The organism is symbiont of Argiope bruennichi (genome assembly GCF_051094275.1).
Lineage (GTDB): Bacteria > Bacillota_I > Bacilli_A > Mycoplasmatales > SG1.
In genome coordinates, this window is record NZ_CP070274.1 from 105,204 (window position 1) to 131,269 (window position 26,066).

Here is a 26,066-nt window from a genome sequence, read left to right on the forward strand (position 1 = left end):
TCATGAACATCGAACAAGGAAATTTTAAAGAATCACACCTAAAAAATAAAATTAAAGAATGTCTTGCTGATTTTAATAACGGTGCCATTGATGAAAGCAGAGATAATGATGTTTTTTTATTATACCCAGAATTAAACTGAACCAACGCCGATCCAGTATCTAGCAAAACAAGTTTTAAAAAAGAGGATTGACATTTCGCTGATACTCACGAGAAAAAAAGATGATTTAATGAAAAACAATTTTTGCTTTACTTAAAGAAGATAAAAATTGAATTTAAAAATGGTTTAAACTCAGTAAGTGATGAAAAAGTTATTAAAAATTTAAATGAAATATTTGAAAAAGAGTTTGGGTATGGTTATGAAAATATTGATGAAACTATTAAAGACAGATCATTTTTAAATTTTTTAAAACAAGAACATTATTTGGCCTCAATTGCCAAAAACATTAAATTAATTGATCTTTCAAATATTAAAAATAATATTTTTACTTTTAAAGAAGAAGTAACTTACACAACAAAAAAGTCTGAGAAATTTCGCTTTGATTTAGTTCTTTTTGTAAATGGATTTCCATTAGTTGTTTTGGAATTAAAAAAAAATTTGAATAAAGAAGCTGCTGGTCAGCTTGGAGATTATGTAAAAAAATGCAAAAATTTTTTTATTCCCAACGTTTTTTGTTGTTGTGCATTAGGTTCATCATTTTATCTTTCTAATAAAAAAAACTTTACAGAAACTCCTTATATTGATAATAGCAAGATCAAAAAATGAATTACCCAAGTCGAATACAACAACGAAGAACAAGAAATTATTGAAAATTCAAAAAAAATTAGAGCTTTTGTAACCGAGGTTTTAGCTCCAGAAAGAGTTCTGTCTTTTTTAAACGTATTTAATTACATATTTTCTGTAGGCAACAGAAGAGAACGCAGAATTTGCTATTCACACCAATTTTTAGCTGCATTTGCAGTTTTAAAAAGATATAAAGAAAATAAAAAACTTGGAATTGTTTGACATCCAACCGGAACTGGCAAAACTACGACAATGTATTATACTATTAAGTTAATTTTAAACTGAGTAGATAATAATCTAACTTTTTTTATCGTTACTGATAGAAGAGAACTTTTGGATCAAACATCAGCATATTTTGAAAGTTGCTATGAAAATAAAGTTTATAAAGTTAAAAATAGAGAAGATTTAGAAAAACAATTTAAAAAAGAAGATGAAAAAATAATTAAATATGCAGGATGTGTAATTATTTTTAATCTTCAAAAAATAACCGATAGTATTTATAAATTACAAGATTATTTTGTTGAAAAAGGTTCTGATAAATATGTTTTTTTGGTTGATGAAGCGCATAGATCGCATAGTGATGCCGGAAAAAGAGAAAATTTTTCATCCTTTGATAGAGATGAAGGAGATCCTTTTTCTTATTCACAAGCATTATGAGATGTTTTTAGTAATTCAAAATTTTTAGGTTTTACCGCAACAATAGTTTCAAACAGAAACACTGACACAAAAAAAAAATTTGGTGAAGTTACTCATCAAATTCCACTTAAAAAGGCAGTTCAAGAAAATTTTATTGTCGCTTGCACATGTCTTACAACTGAAATTCATCCTCCAGCAGAATCTGTAAACAAAAACAAAAAAAAAGTTGATGAAATTGAGCCTGAAATAGAGAGAAATTCTGAAGAAGCACAAAAAAACATAATTAATCGTCACACTTCCCCAAAAGATGTCATAAAACAAAAAATTTATTCTGAAAAATTTGGAGATGATAGATTTATTGAGACTGCAGTCGAAAAAATTTGCAAAGATTACAAAGAAGAATGGATTAATGAAAAACAAAAAATTTGGGGCAAATCACTTATAGTTTGTAAGTCAATATCTGCAGCAAACTACGTTTACAAAATATTTTTAGAAAAATCAATTAAAAATAAAGTATTGTCGAATGAATACGATTATTATAAACGTGTTTGCGAAATTGAAAAAACAACACCAATTTCTTATAAAAAGTTTTGCGAAGAGTCAATAAAAATTATTTATACCAGTAATAATACCCAGAACAATGAAGACAATGATGATTTTATTCAAGGAAAAATTAGAATGGACAGCTTTTTTGTTGAAAGGGTTAGAGATGAATTTAAGAAACAAAGGTATAAAGATTACAACAAAAGCAACATCGATATAAAAATTGTTATTGTAGTAGAAATGCTTCTTGTAGGATACGATTGTCCACCTTTAGAGAATATTTACTTGTTAAAAGATGTTAGTCCTACCGGAGCAGTTCAACTTTTAGGAAGGGTAGATAGAAATTTTACTTTTGAATTTTTAGATGAATTTGGAATTAAAAGAACCAAAAAAAAAGAAATAGGAAGAATCCATTCTTTTACAGGAATTGATTTATTTGGCTTAATAAGGAATTATTACGAGAATTTTAAAGAAACAAATGATTTTAAAGAGAATTCCGAAGAAATTCGCAAATTAATCGAATGTTTTATTGAAAAAATTACCTTAACTTATACAAACATTCTTTATGAATTAATCGGAAAAGAAGAATGAAAAAATTTTAAAAAAAAATTTTTCAATGTTATTGAAGATTTTAAAAAAGGCGTTTTTTCTGACGAAGTACTTGATTTTCACACAAATATTTATATAGATTTTAGAAAAAAAATCGTTAATGAAAAACCCTTTGAATCAAAATCACAAAAAAAATATTACAACGAAATAGATTCACTTTATCAAATAAAATATAACAAGTTAGTAAAAGTTATTCCTAATTTTCAAGATATTTTTCAGAATTTTTTATCGAATATAGAACCTTCCAATTATATTACTTATCATGATTTTTATTTACATTACAAAACTTTTTACAACAAGTGTATTCAAAAGGTTAATAATTATACCTATCTTAGAAAACAATATGTTTTTTCAGATATTAGAAAAAACAAGTACAAATTATATCTAGATATTCATTTTTTCTACTGACTTGAAAAAATTATTAAAATAAACGATCAAAAAATTATTAAAAATTTTTTTAAGGATCAAATTGAATTTATTATTGAGAAAAAAAATGAAATTCCATTTTTTTCAACCGAAACAAAAATAATCAAGTGAAGTGCATACTTTGACTCTGCACAAGTTAATAGAGTTTTAAAAAGTAAAAATACCGACCGAGAGACAGAATTGTCATTGGGTTCGAGCGAAGTTAATGCTTTATCAAAAAAAATGGTGCTAGCGAAAGAATATTTAAAAAACGATCGTGATAAAAAGGAATCTGATAAAATTTCGGAATTATTTGTAAAAATTTTTTCAAGGTATGGACTTGGTGAAAATCTACAAGACATTGAAAAACAAATATTATTAAAACCAAAAGATGATATAAGAATTAGTATTAGTGATCTAAAGGAGTTTAGTGATCTTTATAATAAAATTAATAAATTTGTCGAAAAAATAGTTCCTTTAAAAGATCAATATTATTACACAGAAGATCTTAATGCTTCTGAAAATGAATTAAAAGAATCTTATTATTGCTACTCAAAAGAGGTATTTTACCGCTTTTGTTTTAATATTGAAAGAGCAATTAGAAATTATTTTACCGATGACGCAAAACTAAAAATATTTCAAAATAAAAAAATTCTTTTAAATTTTTTAAAAGACTTATTAATTAAATATTTTGAGAAAAATCCAAATCCAAAAAAAGATCAATATATTGAACATACTGGATCATCAAAGTGATCAATTAAAGATAATTTTATGAGATTTACAAAACAATATTTTGGAATAAAATTTGATGACTGTTTTGGAAATGACAAGAACAAAAAAGGTGTTTTTTTAGAAGAAGTGTATGATATATACACAAATATGTTAAGAACTGATCATTAAAACATAATTAAATTCTTAACATTAATTATTTTTTTGCTATTAATAAAATTAAGTTATTAACAAAAATAAATTTTTAAAAAAGTTTAAAATAAATAAAAGTTTTTAATTTTAACAAATGATAACATTCGTTATGTTCTTTTTGCAAAAAAGTCTTGTTATCAATAATAAACATAAAAAGAAGGTACTGATTTTGACAGAAAACAATGATTTAATCAATGATGAAAATGAAAAAAATAAATTAATTGATAAAAAAAATGACACTTTATCTGAAAATGAAAAAAGTAATTTAAAAAGCGATAAAAAGTTTTTTTTAAAGCCAAAAGTATTGCTAAAATCTGGAATTCAGTTTGGTCATAAGGTTGAAAAAAAGCACGTAAACGCTTCTTGATATATCTATGGTGTTAAAAATAATATTCATATTATTGACCTTTCCAAAATTTTAAAAAATTTAATTCAAGCTATTGGTTTTGTTTACGATTTGGCAAAGGCTAACAAGACAATTCTTTTTGTTGGTACTAAAAAACAGGCAAAAGATGCTGTTAGGATTGAGGCTGAAAGGTGCAAAATGCCTTATGTTTCAGAAAAATGAATTGGCGGCACCTTAACTAATTTTTCAGTAATTCAAAAAAGTATTTTTCGTCTTGCAAAACTTGAGACAAAATATAAAAAAAACATGTTTTATTACTTAAATAAAAAAGAATTAAAAAAAATTAAAAACGAAATAAAAAAACTTACGATTAAGTTTTTTGGTTTAAGGAATCTTTCAGCGCTACCAGATGCAATTTTTCTTTGCGATCCCTTATTAAATAAAAATACGATTATTGAAGCTAAGAAAAAAAATATTCCAATTATTGCCATTTCAGATACCAATGTAAATCCAGATGATTTTCACATTGCGATTCCTGGAAACGATGATGGAATAAAAAGTAACCGGATTGTCTGTGCATTAATAGCAGATGCAGTAGCTGCTGCAAAAGGCGAGCCATTTTCAGTGCTAGGACACGATAACGCTGAATTAATTTTTGATAGAGAAACAAAAGAACTTAATTTTTCTTACGAAAACGAAGAAAAAAAAGACGAAATATTTTCGAGTAAAAAAAAATTTGATGACAGCACAAAAGAAATTAATTTAGAAAAAGCGGAGTAATTTTATGGGTGTAAACATTGAACTATTAAAAAAATTAAGAACAAAAACTAATGCTGCAATTAAAGATTGTAAAAATGCTTTAGAAAACTGTGAAAATAATTTTGAAAAAGCAGTTGATTTTTTAAGAAAAAAAGGTATTTTAAAGGCAAAAATAAAAGAAGATAACTTAACAAATCATGGTTATGTTTATGCAACTAGCAACTTAAATGAAGCATCTATTGCATTAATTGGAACAGAAACAGATTTTTGTGCAAACAATGAAATGATAAAAAATTTGACCATAAAAATTTGTAATTTTATTCTTTCAAAAAATGCTAGTAATATTGAGGAACTATTAAATTTACAATTTAATGATTACAACGACACTCTTGGCAATTATATTAAAGAAATTGCTTCTAAAATGTCTGAAAATGTTAGATTATTAGAATTTAAAAAGTTAGACAACCTGTCTTCTTATAACGTTGGGGTTTACAATCATTTCGATCACTTAGCTTCTGCTGTTTGCGTTTTAGAGGGTGGAAATGTTGATTTAGCGAATCAAATTGCTGCACAAATTGTTGCCATGTCACCAAAATACATTTCTTTAGATGATGTTCCAAAAGAAGTATACGAAAAAGAAAAAAAAATCTTAGAAGAAGAATTAATGTCTTCGGTTACTGCAAAATCAAAACCAAACCACATATTTTTGAATATTTTGACTGGAAGATTAAAAAAAAATTTTGCAAATGAGACACTTTTAGCACAACCTTTTATTTTTAAAGAAAAATTAAGTGTTGAGGAAATTTTGAATCACTCTAAGGCAAAAGTTATTGATTTTTATTACATATCAATTAGAAATTAATGAAAAAAAAAGTTGTTTTAAAAATTTCTGGCGAAGCTTTTTGCGATACAAACTCTAAATATAACACCATTTGGCTTCAAAACATTGTCACAGTTATTAAAAAATCTTTAAATAATTTTCACATATCAATTGTGGTTGGCGGTGGTAATATTTGAAGAAAAGAAGATATAAGTATTGAACAAATTAATCAAAACGATTCTGATTACCTTGGCATGCTGGCAACTATTATGAACGGAGTTGTTTTAAAAAACTTTTTTTTGAGTAATAAAATTCCCTCAACGCTTTACAGCGAGGTTGATATTACAAAAGTTGTTCCATCTTTTAACTATCAAAAAGTAGAAAAAGATTTTTCTGAAAACAAAGTATGTATTTTTTGCGCTGGAATTGGTCATCCATTTTTTTCAACCGACACAAACACTATTTTAAAAGCATTAGAAATTGGTGCAGACCTGGTAATTTTTGGGAAAAATAATGTTGATGGAGTATATGATAAAGATCCTCAAAAATTTTTAGATGCTAAAAAATATGACTTAATATCATTAACAGAAATTATTGACAAAAAACTTAAAATAATTGATTTAACCGCGGCCTCTTTGGCACTAAAAGGGAATTTTGAAATATTTTTTTTAAATATTAACAAACCTGAAAATCTCGAAAATTTTTTTTTCTCAAAAAAAGTTAGTTTTACAAAAGTAATCAACAAAGGATAAAAAATATGCAAATAGAAATTAATGAACAAGAAATAAAAGAAAAATTCTTGTCTGTAATTTTTGGATATAAAAATGAATTAGCAAAAATTATTACAAATTACGCTAATGCAAACATTTTAAATCAAATAAAAGTTCCATATTATGGGCAGATGTTACAAATTTCTCAAGTTTCAACCATTTCTGTTCCTGGACCTACAGAAATTATTATCAAACCATTTGAAAAAGAACTAATTAAAGAAATTCTCAAAGGAATTACTGATTCTAACTTGAATTTAAACGCCCACTCAGAAACAAACTTAATAAGAATAAAATTTGAACCATTGACAGAAGAAGTAAGAAAAGAAACGGTAAAAAAAATTAAAAAAGTAACTGAAAGTAATTTAGTAAAGTTGAGAAATGTTCGAAGAGAAGAACAAAATTTAATTAAAAAAGCACAACATGTTTCAGAAAGCGAAAAAAAAATTAATTTAGAAAAGATTGATAAATTATTTTTTCATTATCAAGACATTTTAATTGCAAGCGAAAAAGAAAAAATTGATTCAGCATTACATTTTGATAGTTTAAAAAAAAATAAATAATGGTTTATAAAAGTAAAAAAGAAGAGTCAAAAGCTTTTAAAATTAATTTTTTTAAAAGGCTTATTGTTTCCCTTTTGATTATTATTATGATGGGGTTGTTTTTGTCCTTTGTTTTCATTCTTGAAAGTACAAAAAACATAAATGAACAAAACTTTTATTATTATGCCATTATTACTTTTGTCTTTTTTTGATTTTTTTTCTTAGCAGTTGAAATCTCTTTATTAATTATTAACGTAGATGTCTTAAAGAAAAAAAGCTCTATTTTATTTTTTCTTTTTTATCTTTTAGGATTTACATTAAATTTTTTATTTTTTAACAACAAATTTATTTTTAAATCAAATCAAAATGGGTCCCCTTTAGATTTAACTTTTCCCTCATTTAATTGAATTTTTTTATTATTTTTTTCACTTATTAGTTTTTTACTTTCCTTCACACTAACGGGAACATATTTTTTCAAAAATTTTTTAATTTTTACATTAATTTTGTTCTTAGTTTTTATATCACATCTTTTGTTAGCAATTTCTCTATATCATGAAAAACCTAATTCAGCGGACATTCCTTCGAATGTTATTAGTCCTTTTTGAACGCTTTTATATTTATTTTTAACAAATTTTGTTTTTGATATCTCGGCTTATTTATTTAGTTGTTTTTACAAAAAAGAGGGCGATCTTGCACCTAAAATTTCTAAAAATAAAACAAAAAAAGCCTTTCTTTTTGGAACAGCAGTAAGTTTTTTAACTGGTGCTATTTTTGCATTTACTTACTCATTATTAAATAAAAAAACTTTTGTATCATTTTTATACAACAATGGAGATCCTTTATTTGCTGTTAATTTAACGTTAATAATTTTTATTTCGCTTTTTATCCCGATAACGGCACAACTTGGAGATTTATTTTTTTCAAAAGTCAAAAGAGAAAATCAGATTAAAGACTTTTCAAGAGCCTTAAGCGCTCATGGTGGCGTTCTTGATCGTTTTGATAGCCTAATTTTTTCGCTATCTTTTTAAAAATGAACAAAACTTTTATTATTATGCCATTATTACTTTTGTCTTTTTTTGATTTTTTTTCTTAGCAGTTGAAATCTCTTTATTAATTATTAACGTAGATGTCTTAAAGAAAAAAAGCTCTATTTTATTTTTTCTTTTTTATCTTTTAGGATTTACATTAAATTTTTTATTTTTTAACAACAAATTTATTTTTAAATCAAATCAAAATGGGTCCCCTTTAGATTTAACTTTTCCCTCATTTAATTGAATTTTTTTATTATTTTTTTCACTTATTAGTTTTTTACTTTCCTTCACACTAACGGGAACATATTTTTTCAAAAATTTTTTAATTTTTACATTAATTTTGTTCTTAGTTTTTATATCACATCTTTTGTTAGCAATTTCTCTATATCATGAAAAACCTAATTCAGCGGACATTCCTTCGAATGTTATTAGTCCTTTTTGAACGCTTTTATATTTATTTTTAACAAATTTTGTTTTTGATATCTCGGCTTATTTATTTAGTTGTTTTTACAAAAAAGAGGGCGATCTTGCACCTAAAATTTCTAAAAATAAAACAAAAAAAGCCTTTCTTTTTGGAACAGCAGTAAGTTTTTTAACTGGTGCTATTTTTGCATTTACTTACTCATTATTAAATAAAAAAACTTTTGTATCATTTTTATACAACAATGGAGATCCTTTATTTGCTGTTAATTTAACGTTAATAATTTTTATTTCGCTTTTTATCCCGATAACGGCACAACTTGGAGATTTATTTTTTTCAAAAGTCAAAAGAGAAAATCAGATTAAAGACTTTTCAAGAGCCTTAAGCGCTCATGGTGGCGTTCTTGATCGTTTTGATAGCCTAATTTTTTCGCTATCTTTTTTCTTTTTAATTTTTTTGATTTTTAATTACAACTGATTTTTTATTAGTACCATTAATTAAATGAATAAAACTAAGGCCTTTTTTGACGCTCTTTCAATTAATATTTCAACAAAAGATGAAAATTCTGGATTTTTTTTAAAAAAACTTTCTTTTCTTGATAAAGATGAAAAAATAGTTGCTTTCTTTGAATTTAATGACTATGAATCGCTACTATTTTTTTTAAATTATGTAAAAAAACTTTCTTTCAAATACTATTTCTTGTCATTTGAGTACATATTATCTTCATTATTTTTTAATTCTTTAGTCTTAAAAATTAAAAAGATAATTTTAAAAGAATTATTAATTGATGAAGAAACTTTTAGCAAAAAAATTGCTTTAAAAAACGAAAAAAACATTTATTTTATTACGACAAAAGATTCAAAATTTTTAGAAAACATAAAAAAAATAACATTTTCTGATAATTTTTTAGATTTTGTTTGAAAACAGATTAAGTTAGAAATTGGTGAAACAGAAGCTAAAAATTCCCAAGCAATAGAAACTATTATTAAAAACGATCAAAAACAATTAAAAAATTCATATGAAAATAATCATAAAAATTTTCAAGACATTGAAACTATTATTAAAAATGATCAAAAACAATTAAATAGTTCTTATAAAAATAACCAAAAAATTTTTGCAAAAGAATCTTTAACTACCAAAGAAATTTTTTTGAAAAATAAAAATAATTCTAATTTATTAACAGATTTTAACTTAGATAATGTAAAAGTTAATGATAAAATCAGCCTCAATGGAATTTTAATTTTTAAAGATTTAGCAATTAAAAAATCTTGGCATGTTTTAAATTTGCTAATTACTGACAATAACAATAATTTTTTAAGTTGCGAAAAACTATTTCAATCAAATTCATTTGATAAAACTATTGAGTTATATGAAGAAATTTCTGAAGAAGACATTATAAATGTTGAAGGAATCTATCAGTTTAATAGCTATTCTTCAGAATATGTTTGCAAAATTACTTCATTTAAAAAAATAAAAGGTTGAGAAATTTGACAGGGAACTGACAATAATAGATCAGAACTTTTGTGTCACACCAATATGTGTGCCATGGATGGTGTTTCTAGCGTTGAAAGTTATGTAAAAAAAGCCATAAAGTCAAAACTAAAATCAATTGCTTTCTTGGACAATGTATCAGTTCATTCTTTTCCAGATATTTATAAGTTTCAAAAAAAATATGGGAACGACATCAAATTTATTTATGGGGTGCAACTAGAAATAATTGATGAAGAACCTAACTTTATTTTGAACTCAGAAAACAAAATTGATCTAGAACCTGAAGGCTCTTACATTCTTTTCGATCTTGAAACTACAGGTCTTTATCCCCAATTTAATGAAATCATTGAATTTGCTGGAATAAAAATTAAAGATGGCAAAGAAGTTGAAAGATTAGAAATTTTAATTAAACCCAAAGTTGAAGTAAATAGTTTTATCACCAGTCTTACAAAAATTACTAATGAAATGTTGAAAAACAAAAACTCAATTGAAAATGAAATTAGAAACATTCAGAAATTTTTGGGTGATTCAGTTCTTGTGGCTCATAATGCCATATTTGATTTTGGATTTTTAAATTTTGCATTTGAAAAGTATTTAAACACTTCTTTAAAAAATATTGTTATTGATACGCTTGCTTTGAGCAGATCAATTGTTTTTTGTAAAAAACATAATCTTGCAAATTTATCAAAAGAGTTAAAAGTGCCTTATGATGCATTAGATAAGGCTCACAGGGCAATTTATGATACAGAAATTCTTAGAGACTGTTTTTTTAAATTATTAAAAATTTATCAAGAAAAATATCAATCAAAATATCATCAATTATTAAAAGACAAGCTGGCTTTAGAAAATTTTTATCAAAAAACCATTGGATTTTCTGTTTCTTGCTATTGCAAAAATCAAGATGGAGTGAAAGACTTGTATAAAATATTGTCTTTAAGTCTTACAGACTACTTATATAAAAAACCAAAAATATTTGCCTCAGTTCTAAAAAAATATCAAAATAACATTCTTATTTCCACAACTGACTTTAGAAGCGAACACTTTTATTATTTTAGTCTTGGTTTACAAAATATTTTCTTAGAAAAACTAAAAAAATATAACTTTTTAACCATTGAAGCACCATCCAATTATTTACATTTTATCAGCGATAATGCAGCAACAGATATTTCGCAACTAAATATTTTTTTAAGCAATTTTTATAAATTTTTAAAAAAAACAAAGATGATCGTTTGTTGTGTTTCAAATAGTTACTTTGTAAGTAAATATGAACATGAAATTCGTGAAATTCTTATAAATACCAAAGGAATTTCTGGGACATATCACTATCTTTCTGGATTTGATTTAAAAAAATATCCAGAAAACTATTTAAAAAATGAAGCAATTTTTCGAAATGAGTTTTCTTTTTTGTCAAAAAAGGAACAAGATGAAATAATTATTGATAATCCGAATAAAATAGCCAGTTTAATCACTCCTGTTATTCCAGTAAAAAGTAAATTATATTCACCAAATTACATTAAAGATCCAAACAAAGAATTAATAAAATTTGCAAAATTTGCCCTAGATCTTATTTATGGCAGTGAAGTAGATCCAATAATTTTGGAACGTTTTGACAAAGAAATTAAAATTTTAACGAAAAACAATTATTCAGAAATTTATTTAATTGCAAAAAGTACAATTGAACAAGCAGAAAAACTAGGTTCTACCGTTGGGAGCAGAGGATCGGTTGGAAGCAGTTTTATTGCGTTCTTACTAAAAATAACCGAAGTTAATCCCCTAAAACCTCATTATTATTGCAAAAGTTGCAAATACACCGAATTTTCATCTGAAAGTGATTGTGGATTTGATTTACCTCCAAAAAAATGTCCAAAGTGTAATGAGTTAATGTTTGGTGATGGAATAAACATTCCTTTTGAGACATTTTTAGGATTTGACGGTGATAAAATCCCAGACATTGATTTAAATTTTCCTTCATCAATTCAAGCAGAAATCCATAATTATATTAAAAAAACTTTTGGTAAAAATTCTGTTTTAAGAGCTGGCACTACTTCTACAATTGCTACAAAAACAGCCTTTGCTTTTGTAAAAAGTTACTTAGATAAAAAAGAAATGACGCTTCCAATAAGCTACAGAAATTTTTTAATTAAAAAAATGGAGGGTATTAGGAGAACTACCGGGCAACATCCTGGAGGAATTTTAATTATTCCAAAAAAATACAAATTTGAAGATTTTACTCCAATTGCTTACCCTGCAGATGATAAATCAAGCGAGTGATACACATCTCATTTTACAATTGACACCTTACATGATAACTTACTAAAACTTGATCTTTTAGGGCATCTAGATCCAGAAATTCTTTTAGAGCTAGAAAAATTAACTTCAAAAAAATTTTTAGAAATTAAATTTTTTGATAAAAAAGTCCTAGAATTATTTCTTTCAAATGATTCGATTAATTTAAAATATCCAGAATTTCTAGGATATAAAAAAAACTCTGGATTAGGAATTCCAAACTTTGGTACTTTTTTTGTAAGAGATATGCTAAACGATATTAGGGTACGTAATTTTTCTGACCTAATTCGAGTTTCTGGGCTTTCTCACGGAACAAATGTTTGAATTAGTAATAACTTACCACTTGTAAAAAAGAATAAAGTTCCTCTAGAAAAAATTGTTTCTTGCAGAGATGATATTATGATTCAATTAATGGATAAAAAAATTGACAAAATGTTGAGTTTTACAATTATGGAAAAAGTAAGAAAAGGGATAAAATTATCAAATAGTGAGATAAATGAACTAAAATTCCACAACATTGACGATTGATACATTGAATCACTTTTAAAAATCGAATATTTGTTTCCAAAAGCTCATGCGGCAGCATATGTAATTATGGCGTGAAGAATCGCTTGATATAAGGTTTATTACCCCTTAGAATTTTATGCAGTTACTTTGTCATATCGATGCGATATTTTTGATATTGAGGTAATGACCAGCAATGTTGAAAATATTCACAAGCATTTTCAGAAATTACTAAAAAAAGCTCAAACCACTGTCAAAAAAACAAGCAGTTTTATTACAAATAAAAGAGTATCTGAAGCTTCTGCAAAAGAGCAACAACTTCTCGTTTCATTAGAAATTTGCTTAGAACTTTATTGTAGAGGTTATAAAATTTTAATGTGTGATTTAAAAGAATCATCAGAATTTAAATTTAAAATATCAAAAAATGATAATGCTATTATTGCACCATTTTTGACAATTAATGGTCTAGGTTCGGTTGTTGCCAAAAATATTGTTGAAGAGCGAAAAAAAGGTTTTTTTACCTCAATCGAAGACTTTAAAAATCGTACCAAAGTTCAGAAACCAGTAATTGATTTTCTAAAAACAACAAATTTTTTTCAAAAATACAATCTTGAATAGCGGATAATTTTTTTTAAAACAACTTTTTTTTAAAATTATTCATGAAAAAAAACCTTTTTTTTCTTGAAGAAGTTAAAAATTATAATAGAAACCTAAATGTTTTTTTTTCGCTAAAAATAAAAAAAAACGATCTTCTTTTTTGAATTTACAAAGATTTTTCTAAAAAAATTTTTTTAAATTTTTCTAAAGGCAATTTTAAAAAAGTTAATAAAGAATTAAATAATTTTTTAAACATTACAAAAAAATTATTTATCTTTTACTTTTTTAAAGAAAACAACTTTTCTTTTTTTTATGGATTTTCAAAAATTGATGAAAAAAATAATATTTTATGCGGCTTAAAATTTTTAGTATCAACTTTTTCAATTAAAAATTTTGGTAAAGTTTATTTTATTTATCAAAAAAATATTTTTATTAAAAAGCAAAACCAAATTTTTTATCAAAAAATTAACCAAACTTTTGCTTCTTTTGAAAATAAAAAACACAAGCTTTGTCTAGGTTTTAAAATTTCTAAAAATATTAACTTGAAGTTTAGAAACTACCAGAATGAATTATTACAAATCACTTATCAAAAATTAAATATTTGTAATTTTCAAAAATGAAAAAATAACTTTGAAATTTTTAAGGGAATAAAGAATAAAAGATTCTCAAAAAAATTAATTGATCAAATTTTTGAAAAAAAAATTTTACTCTTTTACAAAAAAGATCAAATTTTATCATTTAGAAAAGTTGCCTTCTTTTTGTTAAAAAAGGCAAACAACTATTTATCTTTTGGAAAATACAGCCTTGGATTTGATTCTAGATATTACTTTAATTTTTTTAAAAATCCCCAGAATAAACTTTACAATCCAGAAAATTTTTTTAAAGCCATAAAATATTTTCAATCTTGCAACCCATACGAACAAAATTTAAATCTAAAAAAAATAATTAATTTTAAAAAAAAATTTAAGGCAATCCAAAAGAAACTTTATTACCATTTTCTTTTATCAAATAAAAAAAAATACTTCAAGTTTTTAAAAAGGTACTACTTAGGCTACGATTCAGATAGTTTTTTTTCAAAAAATTTTTCTGATAATAACAAATATTTTTGCATTAACAAAGTAAAAGAAAAATTTAACTATTTTGAATCAATTGATCCTTATGAACAAAATATCAATTATTTTTATATTTCCTATTTTTTTAAAAGTAATTTTATTTTAAATTTTAGAAATCATCAATTGCTTCTTTTTAAAAAACATCTAAAAATTAAAGAAAAAGAGTGAGAAAAAATTTTAGATGATCCAAAAAATTTAGAATTTAATAGTAGCAATTGCAACTATTTTTTAAACATTCAAGAATTTGATCCAATTTATATAAAAAAAAAATTTAAAAATTTAAATGATAACGATCCATTTATTAAAAAATTTTCTAAAAAAGATATTGATAACTTTTTTCAAAAAAACTTTACGATATTTTTTTATTTTCATCAAAAAAAAGCCTACCAATCGTTTTTAAAACAACACAAACAAAAATATTATTATTATTTTCTTGGATATCAAAAATGATACGATCCTTTAAAAAAATTTCATATTAAAAAAGAATTTAGCAACTTTGATTTTGCAAAAATTATTTATTTATTTTTAAATTTAGAAAAAATATCTGATAAGTATTCTTTTTTACAAAGAAATAAAAATTTTAATTTTCTTTTTCAAAATTCTTTTCAAAATAATTTTTTTATCTTTCAAAAAAAGTATAAAAAACAATACGCAAAAGAGCTCATCAAACTTTACAGGGATCCGGGCAAGTACAATTTTTTATTCACAGAAAAAAGCCCAGAAATTCAAAAAATATATGATGTGAGTTTTTCTTCTCAAAAACTAATTAATTTTCTTAAGGATAAAGAAATTACTGATTTTTGGTTAAGACAATTTGATCCATTTTTAAATGGACAAATTTTTTTAAAATTTTTTGAACTACAAATAAAATACTTAAAATTTTATTTGTTTTATCTTTTAAACTGATTTTTTTACTACAAAAACTTTCAACTTTACAAAACTTACAAACGAAAAATTAGTTATATTTTATCTTTAATAAAAACAAACGATTTAGAAAAATTAAAAAAATACAATTATTATTTCTTAAAAAAAAATTACACTTTTTTTCATAAAAGTAATTATTTAACTTATTTTTCAAAAGATGACAAAACAACTAGTTTATTATCGTTATACTGACCTAAAAATTGTTATTTATTTTCAGATTTTTATTTTAAAAAATACCATATTGATTATTCATTTTCCCCAAATACCATAAAAAACTTATTATTGTCAAAAAAAAATGATGAAATATTAAATTTGTATCAAAGAGATTCAATTAATTATTCTAAATTTTGAAAACTTCAATATAAAATTCAATCTCTTTACATTTACGAAATTTTAAATTTTTATCAAAGCGATCATCAAAACTATAAAGGTTTTGGAGTTATAAAAATCGACAACATCTTTAAAGAAAAAATTTTATCTTATTTACATATTTTTCCCCTATCAAAAAATAATTTTTTAAGTTTAAAAAAATTTTGTTACTTAAATTCTTATTTTTTATATTATCAATTTTTATCAAAACAATACGTAATTTTTAAATATTTTCAGTTAAAAAAAACTTTTTTTTACGACGAACAAAACTTTTTTTCTTTTAATATTTATGGCAATTATTTAACTTATAAGCCCTTAAACTTAAATTTTTCTAAATGGTCATTGTTAGACAAAAATGCCCTAAAACACTTAAATTATCATCAAGAAACTTATAAAGTTTTTTTAAAAGAACAAAAAAAAATTAAAAAAACTTATGAAAATATTTCCAAAAAAGATAAAAAAATCCTTTTAATTTTTATATATATTTTTTTAAAAGACAAAATTTTTAATTTTGAAATTAAAAACATTTCTTTAACTAACATAAATTCTTCTTGGAAAGAAGTAGATAATATTTTTTTTGAAAACAAAGATAAAAAATATTTAGTTTTTTTACCAAAATTTTTGTTTATTTTAATTTTTGAAGTGTCTTCGAAAACTATTAACTTTTTTCAACCAAGTAATTTTAAATCACTAATTTATATTAATTTTCTAGAAAACAAAATTATTGAAACAAAAAAATTTTTTATTAATGAAAAAACAATTCAATTTTTAGAAGGGGACAATACTTATGAAATTTTAAAAACAAACTATTTTGATCAAAACTATTTTTCTTTTATTTCTTGCCCCTTAATTTTTAAAATTAAAAAAAACAATCAGGTAACTTCTTGTTTTTATTCAATAAAATCAAAAAAAAATAACAATTATTTTGATTACTTTGCAACTTATAAAAACATAAAAGAAAATTATTTTAAAAACTATAAAATAGTTGGTTTTTTTGATATAAATTGTTATTTTTTGCTCAAAAATGAAAAAGATACTTTTTTATACAACTTTGACTTTAATAATACGAAACTAAAAAAATATAGTTATTTTGAAGCAAAAAAAATTTATCATAAATTACTAAAAAACAAAAACATTATTAAAAGAACTTTTTTAAAAAGAAAACTAAAAAAATTTTTTTTAAAGAAAATTATGTCATATTTTTAACGTTACTAAAACGATAGAAAGTTTATATTAGTGTTAATAGGAAACGGGAAAAATAGATAAATCATTAGACACATTGTTGAAAATGTTTGAGTTATTTTATTTTTATTAATTTATTCACTTAACACTTAAAATTTATAAAATATAAATAAAGGCAATAATTATTAATTTTTATTTTTTCTTTTATGTTTTACATATCTTAAATAAAAACAAGTATCAATTCAACAAAATATACCTAATAAAACAATTGTTATAAATCCAATAATAAGGGCTAACATTATGAAAAAAATTCTTACAAAATGAAATTTTTACTTTTATATATCTATTACACTTTATTTAATCATATTTGGGTTAAGTTTTTACTGAAGAAAACGCTTTATTAAATAAATTTACTATATTATTTACACTTTTAGTCTCTGTTAAATTCTTTAAGTAAAAATCTCACTTATATCCTGCTCCTGTTGCTTCTACAGACTTTCCTCTTAAATGTAATTTTTTAAAAGGTATATCAATATATTTATGTAAATGTATATATAAATTATTTGGTGCAATGTCTACAAAAATTATAGCATCATAGCTATTAGTTTTTTTATTCCTTCATGTTGAAATTTATTATTAATATCTAGGGGTTGCAGTTTTTATTTCTATTTTCTTATTATTAATTTTTAAGTCATAAACTCCTGTTTTATTATCGTGATATTCAACTAAAAAGTTATTATCTTTAAATATTTTTGCAATAAAATGTTCTCCAAAAGCGCCTTTTTTATCAATTTGCATAGTTCTAATTTTATAGCATAAGCCAGTTTTTTTACAAGATTTATGATAATTGTATTTAAGTTTTAACAGTTTATCCTTAAAGATTTTACAGATAATTTAGTTTTACTCCATTTTTTCAAAACCGCTTTTTTTCCCAAATCAAGCTGTTTTTACTTAGGCTATATATAAAAATAAAAAAATAATTCTCTATATAGGTTAATCCAATTCAATATTAATTTGAAAGAATGGGAGAGTCATTATCTTTAAAAACTGCATAAAATTATTTTTTTGAAAATAAGTGCTAAAATAAAATACAATACAATTATTTCTAAATAATTGGAAGCAATGCTTCCAATTTTTTTTTAGGATATATTTTTTTGAAAAATGAAAGTAAAAAAATGTTAGGTTCAAAGTCAAATAAAAAAATTTTTTTAATTATTAACTCTTTATTAAAGGAGAGAAGTATCCCTTTAAACACAATTTCTGAATTTTTAGAGATTTCAATTCAAAAAGCCTATAAGAAAATGGAAAATATTGAGCCAATAATTAAAGCAAACATCAATCAAGAAAAAAAAGAAGTTGGTTTTTTCAGGGTTTTTAATATAAAAGAAAATATCGAGGACGATACCACAGAAATTCAAGAAAAAGATTGTGATCCAAAGTATATTGACAAAGAAAATAATTTATATTTGCAACCAATTGACTTAACATTATTTTCTATTTCTGCAGTTCAAATTTTTAAACAAGTGTTTTTAAAAAAAATAACTGACTTTCAAAACAATAAAATTATTAAATATTTTAAAAATCTTTCAAATAAAATAATTTTTGGAGAAGTGTTTGCAATTTCTGAAAAAGTACATGAAATTTACTATATGAATTGTAAATGTATTTTGCCAAACAACCAACTAATTCCAAACGAAGAATTAAAAGTTCATCACTTTTACTACTTTTATATTTTAGATATTAAAGAAGTTAATTCTGATTTTGTGGTTTATCTTTCAAGAAAACACATTAATTTGTTAACTTCATTACTTAAAAAAGAAATTCCAGAAATTCAGAATGATCAAGTTGAAATAAAGGCTGGATGAAGAGTTCCGGGACAAATTAGCAAAATTATTGTTAATTCAAACGTTAGCAATATCGATCCCTTGGGTGCTTGTCTTGGAATTCAAAACGAAAGAATTAATTCCATTCAAAAACTTATAAATAATGAAAAAATTTATTTTATTAGGTACTTGGAAAATAAAATTGATATGATAAGTGAATGCTTTCCAAGAGTTGATATCAAACTTATTATAAAAGGTCAAGAAGAAGATCGGATTGTCAATTATATTGTTGTTGATGACGATAAATTATTTTTAGCAATTGGAAAAAAATTTATTAACATCAATTTGTTAAACTCATTATATCCAGAAGACAATTATAAAATAATTACTTTATCTGAATTAGATAAAGTAAAAGAAATTCCCGAAGAAATAAAAGTTGATACTACTGATCAAATCGTAAAAACTATGGAATTTAGTTTAGATGAAAACGAAAAAATTGATGATATAAAAAATGATTTTGACGAAGACATTTTAGATGATCTTTCTAGCAAAAAAGATCAAATTATTATTGATGAACCACAAAAAAAAGAAAAAATTATCACTGATACAAAAATCACCTTAGATTTACAAGATGTTAAATTAGATTTTGATGATTTAATGAAAACAAAAGAAAAACAAATCGTTAAAAAAACAAAAAAATCAAAAGAAAAATCATTTGAAAAACTTATTGATGAAAACAGTTTAGTAGTGGATGAAGATAAATTAAAAGAAATTGATAAATTATTAGACGATGAAAATTTAATTGATGATGAAAAATATGATGATTTTGAAAATTTATAATAATAATATTTATCTTATTTTAAGTTAAAATTACATAATCGATGAAAAGAAAAGTTAAAGTTACCAGAAAAAATATTACTTATAAGTTTGATGATGCCAAAAAGAAAAAAAATCAAGAAATAAAAAAAGATTTTTATTATTCTGGCAATATTTCTTTGCATGATTTTGCCAAAGAAACCAATATTTCTGGGAAAGACATTATTTTATATTTTTTTTATAAAAAACAAGTTGTTAATTTAAATACAATTCTAGATGAAGATAAATTAAAAGATTTGTGTGAAAACTTTAAAATTAAGTTTTTGAAAAAAGATCTCGATAAAGATGCTTTTTCTGAGTATTTTTCTTTAACAAACGAAAATTCTAAATTAAAAAAAAGACCTCCGGTTGTTACCATCATGGGGCATGTTGATCATGGTAAAACAACTCTTTTAGATATTATTAGAAAAACCAACGTTGTTGGCAGTGAATTTGGTGGGATAACCCAACATATTGGTGCTTATCAAATTAATTTTAAAAATGAAAAAATAACTTTTATTGACACGCCAGGACATGAGTCATTTTCTGAAATGCGAGCTCATGGAGCAAAAATTACCGATATTATTGTTTTGGTTGTGGCTGCAAATGATGGTTTTAAAAAACAAACCATTGAATCAATTCAATTAGCAAAGGCTAGTAATATTCCAGTAATTGTAGCGATTAATAAAATAGATCTAAATGATAAAAACTTTGATCCTATTTTTCAGTCACTAGAACAACATGGATATTTGGTTGAAGAATGGGGCGGCGATACAATTGTTGTTCCAATTAGTGCTAAAAACAATGTTAATATTGAACTTCTTTTAGGAAATATTGTTCTTTTAAGCGAAATTTTAAATTTAACGGCAGATTATGAAAAAAATCCTACCGGGGTTGTTATTGAGTCATTTATGGACAGTAAAGTTGGTTCGACAGCAACACTTTTAATTCAGGCCGGTGTTTTGAAAAAGAATCAATACATTGTTTTCAATAAAACATATAGCAAAATAAAACAAATGAAAAATCAATTAGGACAATTGGTTCAAATTGCAGAACCATCTTGCCCAGTTCAAGTTTATGGTTTTTCAGAAGTTCCTGAAGTTGCTTCAAAATTTGTTGCTTTTGATAATGAAAAAGATGCTAAAATTTTGGCTCAAAAAATAACTGATGGCACTATTTCCCATCTTCAAGAGACTTTTTCTGATGCAAACAAATCAAACTTTATCAACGTTATTGTAAAATCTGATGTAAAAGGCTCATTAGAAGCACTAAAATCAATTATTTTAAAGTTTAATGATCAAGAGCATAAACTAAAAATTATTCGTGATGATACTGGTGAAATTAATAAAAACGATGTTATGATGGCCTTTATTACCAAAGCAATAATTGTTGGTTTTAATGTTCGATGTGCTAGTGAAATTATTAATTTAATTAAAGAAAAAAAGATTCCTTACATTCAAGATAATATTATTTATCGAATTGAAGAACAAATTAAACTTTATTTAGATTCTAAAATTATTAAAGAAAAAGAAGAAATTCTTATTGGTGAAGCTCAAGTAAGAAAAGTATTTAAAACCAAAAAATATGGCACAATCGCCGGTATTTATGTTCGAACTGGTTTTATAAAGGCTGATTCTATTGTGGTTATTTTTAGAAATAACGCCCAAATTTATAAAACTAAACTTAACAGTTTAAAACATTTTGAAAAAAATGTTAATGAAGTAAAAGCGGGGCTTGAATGCGGTGTTACTTTAGCTAATTTTAATGATATCAAAGTTGACGATATTTTTCAAATTTATAACCTATCACAATAATTTATGAAACCATTATATATTATTCGAAAAGAGGCAAAGTGTCTAAAAGCAGCTGCTTTTTTTCTAGAGACACTTTTTTTATCTTTAGATATTGCCGGTGTTTTTGTAACTCAAATCATTCTTTCAAAAAACGACGAATACTTAAAAATTTATTATTTTTGTAGTAAAAGTAATTTTTTTGTCGTTCAAAAAACCCTAAAAAAAAATTTAGTTCCGATTTTAAATCATCTTTTAGCCAATGTTTCTTTCAAAAAAGTTCCAAAAATTTGTTTTATTTTTGACAGAAACTATGAGAAAGTTTTAAAAACCCAAAACATTATTGACAATTTGTCATAAAATCTATGGAAATTATACTTATTGAAATCTCTGATAATTTTTCTTTTAAGAACAAAGAAAAACTTTGCAATTTACCTCTTGTTACAACAATTGGAACTTTTGATGGATTTCATAATGGTCATACAAAATTAATTAATAAAGTTTTGTATGAGTCCAAGGCAAAAAGATATTTTTCTGCAGTTATTACTTTTGATCAATCAATTAAACAATTTTTAGCAAATTCAAAAAAAAATTATTTATTTTCTTTTGATACCAAAAAATTAATTTTTCAGTCATTCAAAATTGACTATCTAATTGTCTTTAAAGTAAATAAAAATTTATGTAATTTACAACCAAAACATTTCAACAAACTTCTTTCAAACTTTTTTAATATTAAAGAAATTATTGTTGGAGAAGACTTTTGTTATGGAAAAAATCGTACAGGGAACATTTTAACGCTTCGAAAAAACTTTAAATCGATTTCTTTAAAAAATTTAAAATATCAAGATAAAAAGCTTGGCACTTCAACGATTAAGAATCTTTTTAAAGAAAATAAAATTGAAGAAACGTTTGAACTTTTAAGAGTTCCTTATTTTGTTAATGGGAATGTCGTTGCTGGAGAAAAAATTAATAAAGACTACCATACAGCCAATATAAAACACAAAAATTTTAAGTTTTTTTTAAATGAAGGTGTCTATTTTGGTTATTCAATTTATCAAAAAAAAATTTTTCCATCAATGATTTATTTTGCCCTTAATGAAAAAAATCAGACGTATTTATGAGAAACTCATCTTTTTAATTTTTCAAAAGACATTTTGGAAGAAAAAATTTTTATAATTCCTGTTGCCTTTTTAAGAAATAAAAAAATCTTTAAATCTGAAAAAGAAGCCAGAGCAGAAATAAAAAAAGATTATCTTTTATGTAAAAAGAAGAGTAAAATTTTTGCCACAAATAAAAAAATTCATGGTTCAATGAAACAATTATTAAAAGTATTATCTTTTAACGAAGTTTTGCCAGAAAACAACGAATAATTTTGTATAATGTAAAATAATATCTTCTTTACGATTATGAAACAATATTTGGAACTATGTAATAAAATTTTAATTTCTGGTGAAGATTTTGTTGACAGAACAAAAACTGGTTGTAAATCCATTTTTGGTTATTTTATGAAATTTGATTTAAATCAAGGTTTTCCCTTATTAACTACGAAAAAAATGCCCTTTAAGACAATTTTAAGAGAACTTTTATGATTTTTAAAAGGGAACACAAACATTAAAGAATTAATTGATAAAAAAGTAAATATTTGAAATGAGTGACCATACGATCACTACTTAAAAAGTTCTAATGATCAAAAAAAATTATCATTTGAAGAATTTATTTTTCAAATAAAAAATAATTCTGATTTTGCTCAAAAATGAGGCGATATAGGTCCACTTTATGGAAAACAATGAAGAAAATGAGGCAAAAATAATATTGATCAACTAGAAAATATTATTAAAGAAATTAAAAAAAATCCCTCTTCTAGAAGGCTATTAGTTTCTTCTTGAAATGTTGATGAGTTGGATGAAATGCTTTTATATCCTTGCCATGTGCTCTTTCAGTTTAATGTAATTAACGGCAACATCGACTTACTTTTATATCAAAGAAGTTGCGATGTATTTTTAGGTGTTCCCTTTAATATTGCAAGTTATTGCCTTTTACTTTTAATTGTTGCCAATATTTGTGATTTAAAACCAAGAAATTTTATTTATTCGATGGGCAATTGTCATATTTACAATAATCATTTAGAAATTTTAAAAAAGCAACTTAAAAAATTGCCTTTTTCTTTACCTCAAGTAAAAATAACCAAGAAATTTAAAAATTTAGATGACATTGAAGAAACAGATTTTTTATTATTAAATTACAATTCTCACGAAAAACTTGTGGGGGAAATAAGCGTTTAATTGATTATTTTAGTACTTGCATGTACCCAAGACGGGGGCATTGGATATAAAAATTCTCTTCCATGAAATATTAAAAGTGAAATGGAAATTTTTAAAAAAATTACTTTAAAATTCCCAAACGTTCTTATGGGAAGAAAAACTTTTGATTCTTTACCTTTTCCTTTAAAAAAAAGAAAAAATATTGTTTTAAGCAACAAAGAAAATTATTCAAATGATGAAAATGTATACTTTTTAAAATTTGATGAAAAAGTTTCTTGTAAAAAAATAACTCAGATAGAATATAAAAAAAACAACACCTTTAATTTTTCTAATTTTGTTAGTTTTTATCAGCAAAAAAACAAAAATATATGTGTTATTGGTGGGGAAGAAGTCTTTAATTTATTTTTTCCATTTTGTGATGAAATTTTTATTTCAATTATTAAAAAATTTTATTTGTGTGACAAATACTTTAAATTTTTAAATAATGTCTTTAATAACAAACGTTTTTTTGAATTAAAAGAGGATAGAATTACTTGCGAAGAATTTATAAATTATCATTTTATTAAAAAAACTAAGGAAAAAAATTAAAAAATGCGTATTTGATTTTTATTTTTGTACTCTTTTATTCTATGACCATTTAAGTTAATTAAAGCAAAAAAAATTAATAAAAATAAAGAATTTAACGAAAAATATAATGTTTGGTATCGTCAAAAATATTTTTTAAAAATTATAAGATTTTTGTGTTTTGGATTTAAAGTAAAATACGAACTAAAAAACTTTGACAATATTAACGATAGAGCCTGTATTTTTATTTTTAATCATCAGTCATTTTTTGATTGTTTATCATTTGCAAAAGTATTCAAAAACCGACCATTTACTGTTATTGCAAAAATTGAACTAAGCAAAGGGTTTCTTGGAAATTTTTGTAAAATTATTGATCCTGTTTTTGTAGATCGAGATGATCATGCTTCAAAACTTAGAGCCATTACCGAGGCTTCATTCAAAATTATCGATCAAAAATTAGATTTGGTTATTTTTCCAGAGGGTACTAGATCTAGAAAAAAAGAAATGAATAAATTTCATTATGGATGAGTGTTAATTGCTAAAAAAACCCTAGCCCCAGTGGTTCCAGTAACAATTTTAAATTCATATGACACCTCACTTTCAATTTTTAGAAGAACCAAAAAAATTATTTTACATTTTCACAAACCAATTTATTCAAGAGAATATTTAACTTTGGATTCAGAAAAATTTGCAAATAATGTCGCCGATATTATTAAGTCTAGCTTGTAATTTATAATTATAAATTTTTTGTTTTATAATGATGTATGATTACCTCAATAACAAAAAATAAACCTTCTTTTTGACATAAAGTAAAAAATGAATTTGTTGTTATTAAAGACGATCTTAAGAGTTTTTCCTTGCCTATTAAGATCTTGTTGTTGCTTTTAGTGTTAGTTGCTATTTTTAATTCTTTTTTCAATTTTAAAACTGGAAAATTTGAATTTATCGATCCAAGTTTAACTCTTTTCAAACAAGTGTGTAAAATACTTAATGGTTTTGGAACTATCGCTGGAGTTATTACTGTTGGTCTTGTAACAAAGAAAAAAATTTCTACCTTTTATTGATCTTATATTTACATTCCAATATATGCTTTATATTGTGCTAGCATAGGACTTTGAGCAATTTTTCAGATCCAAATGTTCTTTTTTCTACCTTGTAGCATCGCTGGACTTTTTATTTGAAAAAGAAATATGAACTCTAATGTTGCAGAAGTTAAAACGACACCATTTGAATGAAAAGAGACCCTTTTATTTCTTGGATTTTTTATTATTGTTGCCTTCTTCGCATTCTATGAATTCAAATGAATTAATCAACTAGCAGGATCAAAAATAGATTATAGTAATAGCAAGGATCTTTCAAAAGCAATTTTTGATGCTATTACTAGTTGTTTACTAATGACAGGACAAGTAGTACAACTTAGAAGAAAAAACTTTACAATGCTTACTTGATTAATTGCTGACATTGGAATGATGCTTTCAGCTATTATTCCTCCAAGTGTTGGTTGAGCCGATTCTTACGACTTCAACGTAATTATTATGACAACAATTTTTGTAATTCTTGCAGCTTATGGTATTTTTAGATGAAATATTTTACCAATGATTGAGGCAAGAAGAAAAAAAAGTTAAAATATTTTTTTTAAAAATTTTTAATTTTTACCAAGGCATCTATTAAAATAGATGCTTTTTTTATTATTTTTTCATTTAAAAATATTTAAGTTTTAGATTTT

At 23.9% G+C, this 26,066-nt stretch carries 18 protein-coding genes; 17 read left to right on the top strand and 1 reads right to left on the bottom strand.

What is annotated here, in order from left to right:
• Nucleotides 1–2: 2 nt before the first annotated feature.
• From JTY60_RS00565 to JTY60_RS00605, 9 genes are all read left to right on the top strand, one after another.
• Nucleotides 3–3,875: a DEAD/DEAH box helicase family protein gene (locus JTY60_RS00565; protein WP_434414709.1), complete on the top strand. Its 3,873-nt coding sequence runs from the start codon at nucleotides 3–5 to the stop codon at nucleotides 3,873–3,875.
• Nucleotides 3,876–4,005: 130 nt separating this feature from the next.
• On the top strand, nucleotides 4,006–5,022 hold the full coding sequence (gene rpsB / locus JTY60_RS00570) for a 30S ribosomal protein S2 (protein WP_434414710.1): 1,017 nt from the start codon (nucleotides 4,006–4,008) through the stop codon (nucleotides 5,020–5,022).
• 4 nt (nucleotides 5,023–5,026) lie between these two features.
• Entirely contained in the window at nucleotides 5,027–5,863 is an 837-nt protein-coding gene (gene tsf / locus JTY60_RS00575; RefSeq protein ID WP_434414711.1) for a translation elongation factor Ts, read from the top strand.
• Nucleotides 5,863–6,573 (top strand): uridine monophosphate kinase, encoded by a 711-nt coding sequence (locus JTY60_RS00580; protein ID WP_434414712.1) that lies wholly within the window; start codon nucleotides 5,863–5,865, stop codon nucleotides 6,571–6,573. The genes tsf and JTY60_RS00580 overlap by 1 nt, the downstream gene beginning before the upstream one ends.
• A gap of 5 nt (nucleotides 6,574–6,578) precedes the next feature.
• Nucleotides 6,579–7,151 carry a ribosome-recycling factor gene (locus JTY60_RS00585; protein WP_434414713.1) on the top strand — a complete coding sequence of 191 codons (573 nt, stop codon included), beginning with the start codon at nucleotides 6,579–6,581 and terminating at the stop codon, nucleotides 7,149–7,151.
• On the top strand, nucleotides 7,151–8,158 hold the full coding sequence (locus tag JTY60_RS00590) for a phosphatidate cytidylyltransferase (RefSeq protein WP_434414714.1): 1,008 nt from the start codon (nucleotides 7,151–7,153) through the stop codon (nucleotides 8,156–8,158). Before JTY60_RS00585 ends, JTY60_RS00590 begins: the two co-directional genes overlap by 1 nt.
• Nucleotides 8,159–8,483: 325 nt before the next feature.
• Nucleotides 8,484–9,083 carry a phosphatidate cytidylyltransferase gene (locus tag JTY60_RS00595; protein WP_434414884.1) on the top strand — a complete coding sequence of 200 codons (600 nt, stop codon included), beginning with the start codon at nucleotides 8,484–8,486 and terminating at the stop codon, nucleotides 9,081–9,083.
• Nucleotides 9,084–13,481: a PolC-type DNA polymerase III gene (locus JTY60_RS00600; protein WP_434414715.1), complete on the top strand. Its 4,398-nt coding sequence runs from the start codon at nucleotides 9,084–9,086 to the stop codon at nucleotides 13,479–13,481.
• Between the two features lie 41 nt (nucleotides 13,482–13,522).
• Nucleotides 13,523–17,071 (top strand): hypothetical protein, encoded by a 3,549-nt coding sequence (locus tag JTY60_RS00605; RefSeq protein ID WP_434414716.1) that lies wholly within the window; start codon nucleotides 13,523–13,525, stop codon nucleotides 17,069–17,071.
• A gap of 612 nt (nucleotides 17,072–17,683) precedes the next feature.
• Here JTY60_RS00605 and JTY60_RS00610 read toward each other — a convergent pair.
• Nucleotides 17,684–17,845: a hypothetical protein gene (locus tag JTY60_RS00610; RefSeq protein WP_434414717.1), complete on the bottom strand. Its 162-nt coding sequence runs from the start codon at nucleotides 17,843–17,845 to the stop codon at nucleotides 17,684–17,686.
• Nucleotides 17,846–18,201: 356 nt separating this feature from the next.
• On the opposite strand from JTY60_RS00610, the gene JTY60_RS00615 reads away from it, so the two are divergent.
• From JTY60_RS00615 to pnuC, 8 genes are read left to right on the top strand one after another with little or no spacing between them, the layout of a single operon-like run.
• Nucleotides 18,202–19,710 (top strand): NusA N-terminal domain-containing protein, encoded by a 1,509-nt coding sequence (locus JTY60_RS00615; RefSeq protein WP_434414718.1) that lies wholly within the window; start codon nucleotides 18,202–18,204, stop codon nucleotides 19,708–19,710.
• 41 nt (nucleotides 19,711–19,751) lie between these two features.
• The gene (gene infB, locus JTY60_RS00620) at nucleotides 19,752–21,539 is read left to right on the top strand and encodes a translation initiation factor IF-2 (RefSeq protein WP_434414719.1); all 1,788 of its coding nucleotides are present in this window, start codon (nucleotides 19,752–19,754) and stop codon (nucleotides 21,537–21,539) included.
• A 3-nt stretch (nucleotides 21,540–21,542) separates the two neighbouring features.
• The gene (locus JTY60_RS00625; RefSeq protein WP_434414720.1) at nucleotides 21,543–21,875 is read left to right on the top strand and encodes a hypothetical protein; all 333 of its coding nucleotides are present in this window, start codon (nucleotides 21,543–21,545) and stop codon (nucleotides 21,873–21,875) included.
• A gap of 5 nt (nucleotides 21,876–21,880) precedes the next feature.
• On the top strand, nucleotides 21,881–22,885 hold the full coding sequence (locus tag JTY60_RS00630) for a riboflavin kinase (RefSeq protein ID WP_434414721.1): 1,005 nt from the start codon (nucleotides 21,881–21,883) through the stop codon (nucleotides 22,883–22,885).
• Nucleotides 22,886–22,921: 36 nt separating this feature from the next.
• Nucleotides 22,922–23,797, top strand: coding sequence for a thymidylate synthase (gene thyA / locus JTY60_RS00635; RefSeq protein ID WP_434414722.1), 876 nt, complete (start codon nucleotides 22,922–22,924; stop codon nucleotides 23,795–23,797).
• Nucleotides 23,798–24,364, top strand: coding sequence for a dihydrofolate reductase (locus JTY60_RS00640; protein ID WP_434414723.1), 567 nt, complete (start codon nucleotides 23,798–23,800; stop codon nucleotides 24,362–24,364).
• A 24-nt stretch (nucleotides 24,365–24,388) separates the two neighbouring features.
• Nucleotides 24,389–25,069: a lysophospholipid acyltransferase family protein gene (locus JTY60_RS00645; RefSeq protein WP_434414724.1), complete on the top strand. Its 681-nt coding sequence runs from the start codon at nucleotides 24,389–24,391 to the stop codon at nucleotides 25,067–25,069.
• A gap of 35 nt (nucleotides 25,070–25,104) precedes the next feature.
• Nucleotides 25,105–25,965 carry a nicotinamide riboside transporter PnuC gene (gene pnuC, locus JTY60_RS00650; protein WP_434414725.1) on the top strand — a complete coding sequence of 287 codons (861 nt, stop codon included), beginning with the start codon at nucleotides 25,105–25,107 and terminating at the stop codon, nucleotides 25,963–25,965.
• Nucleotides 25,966–26,066: the final 101 nt, after the last annotated feature.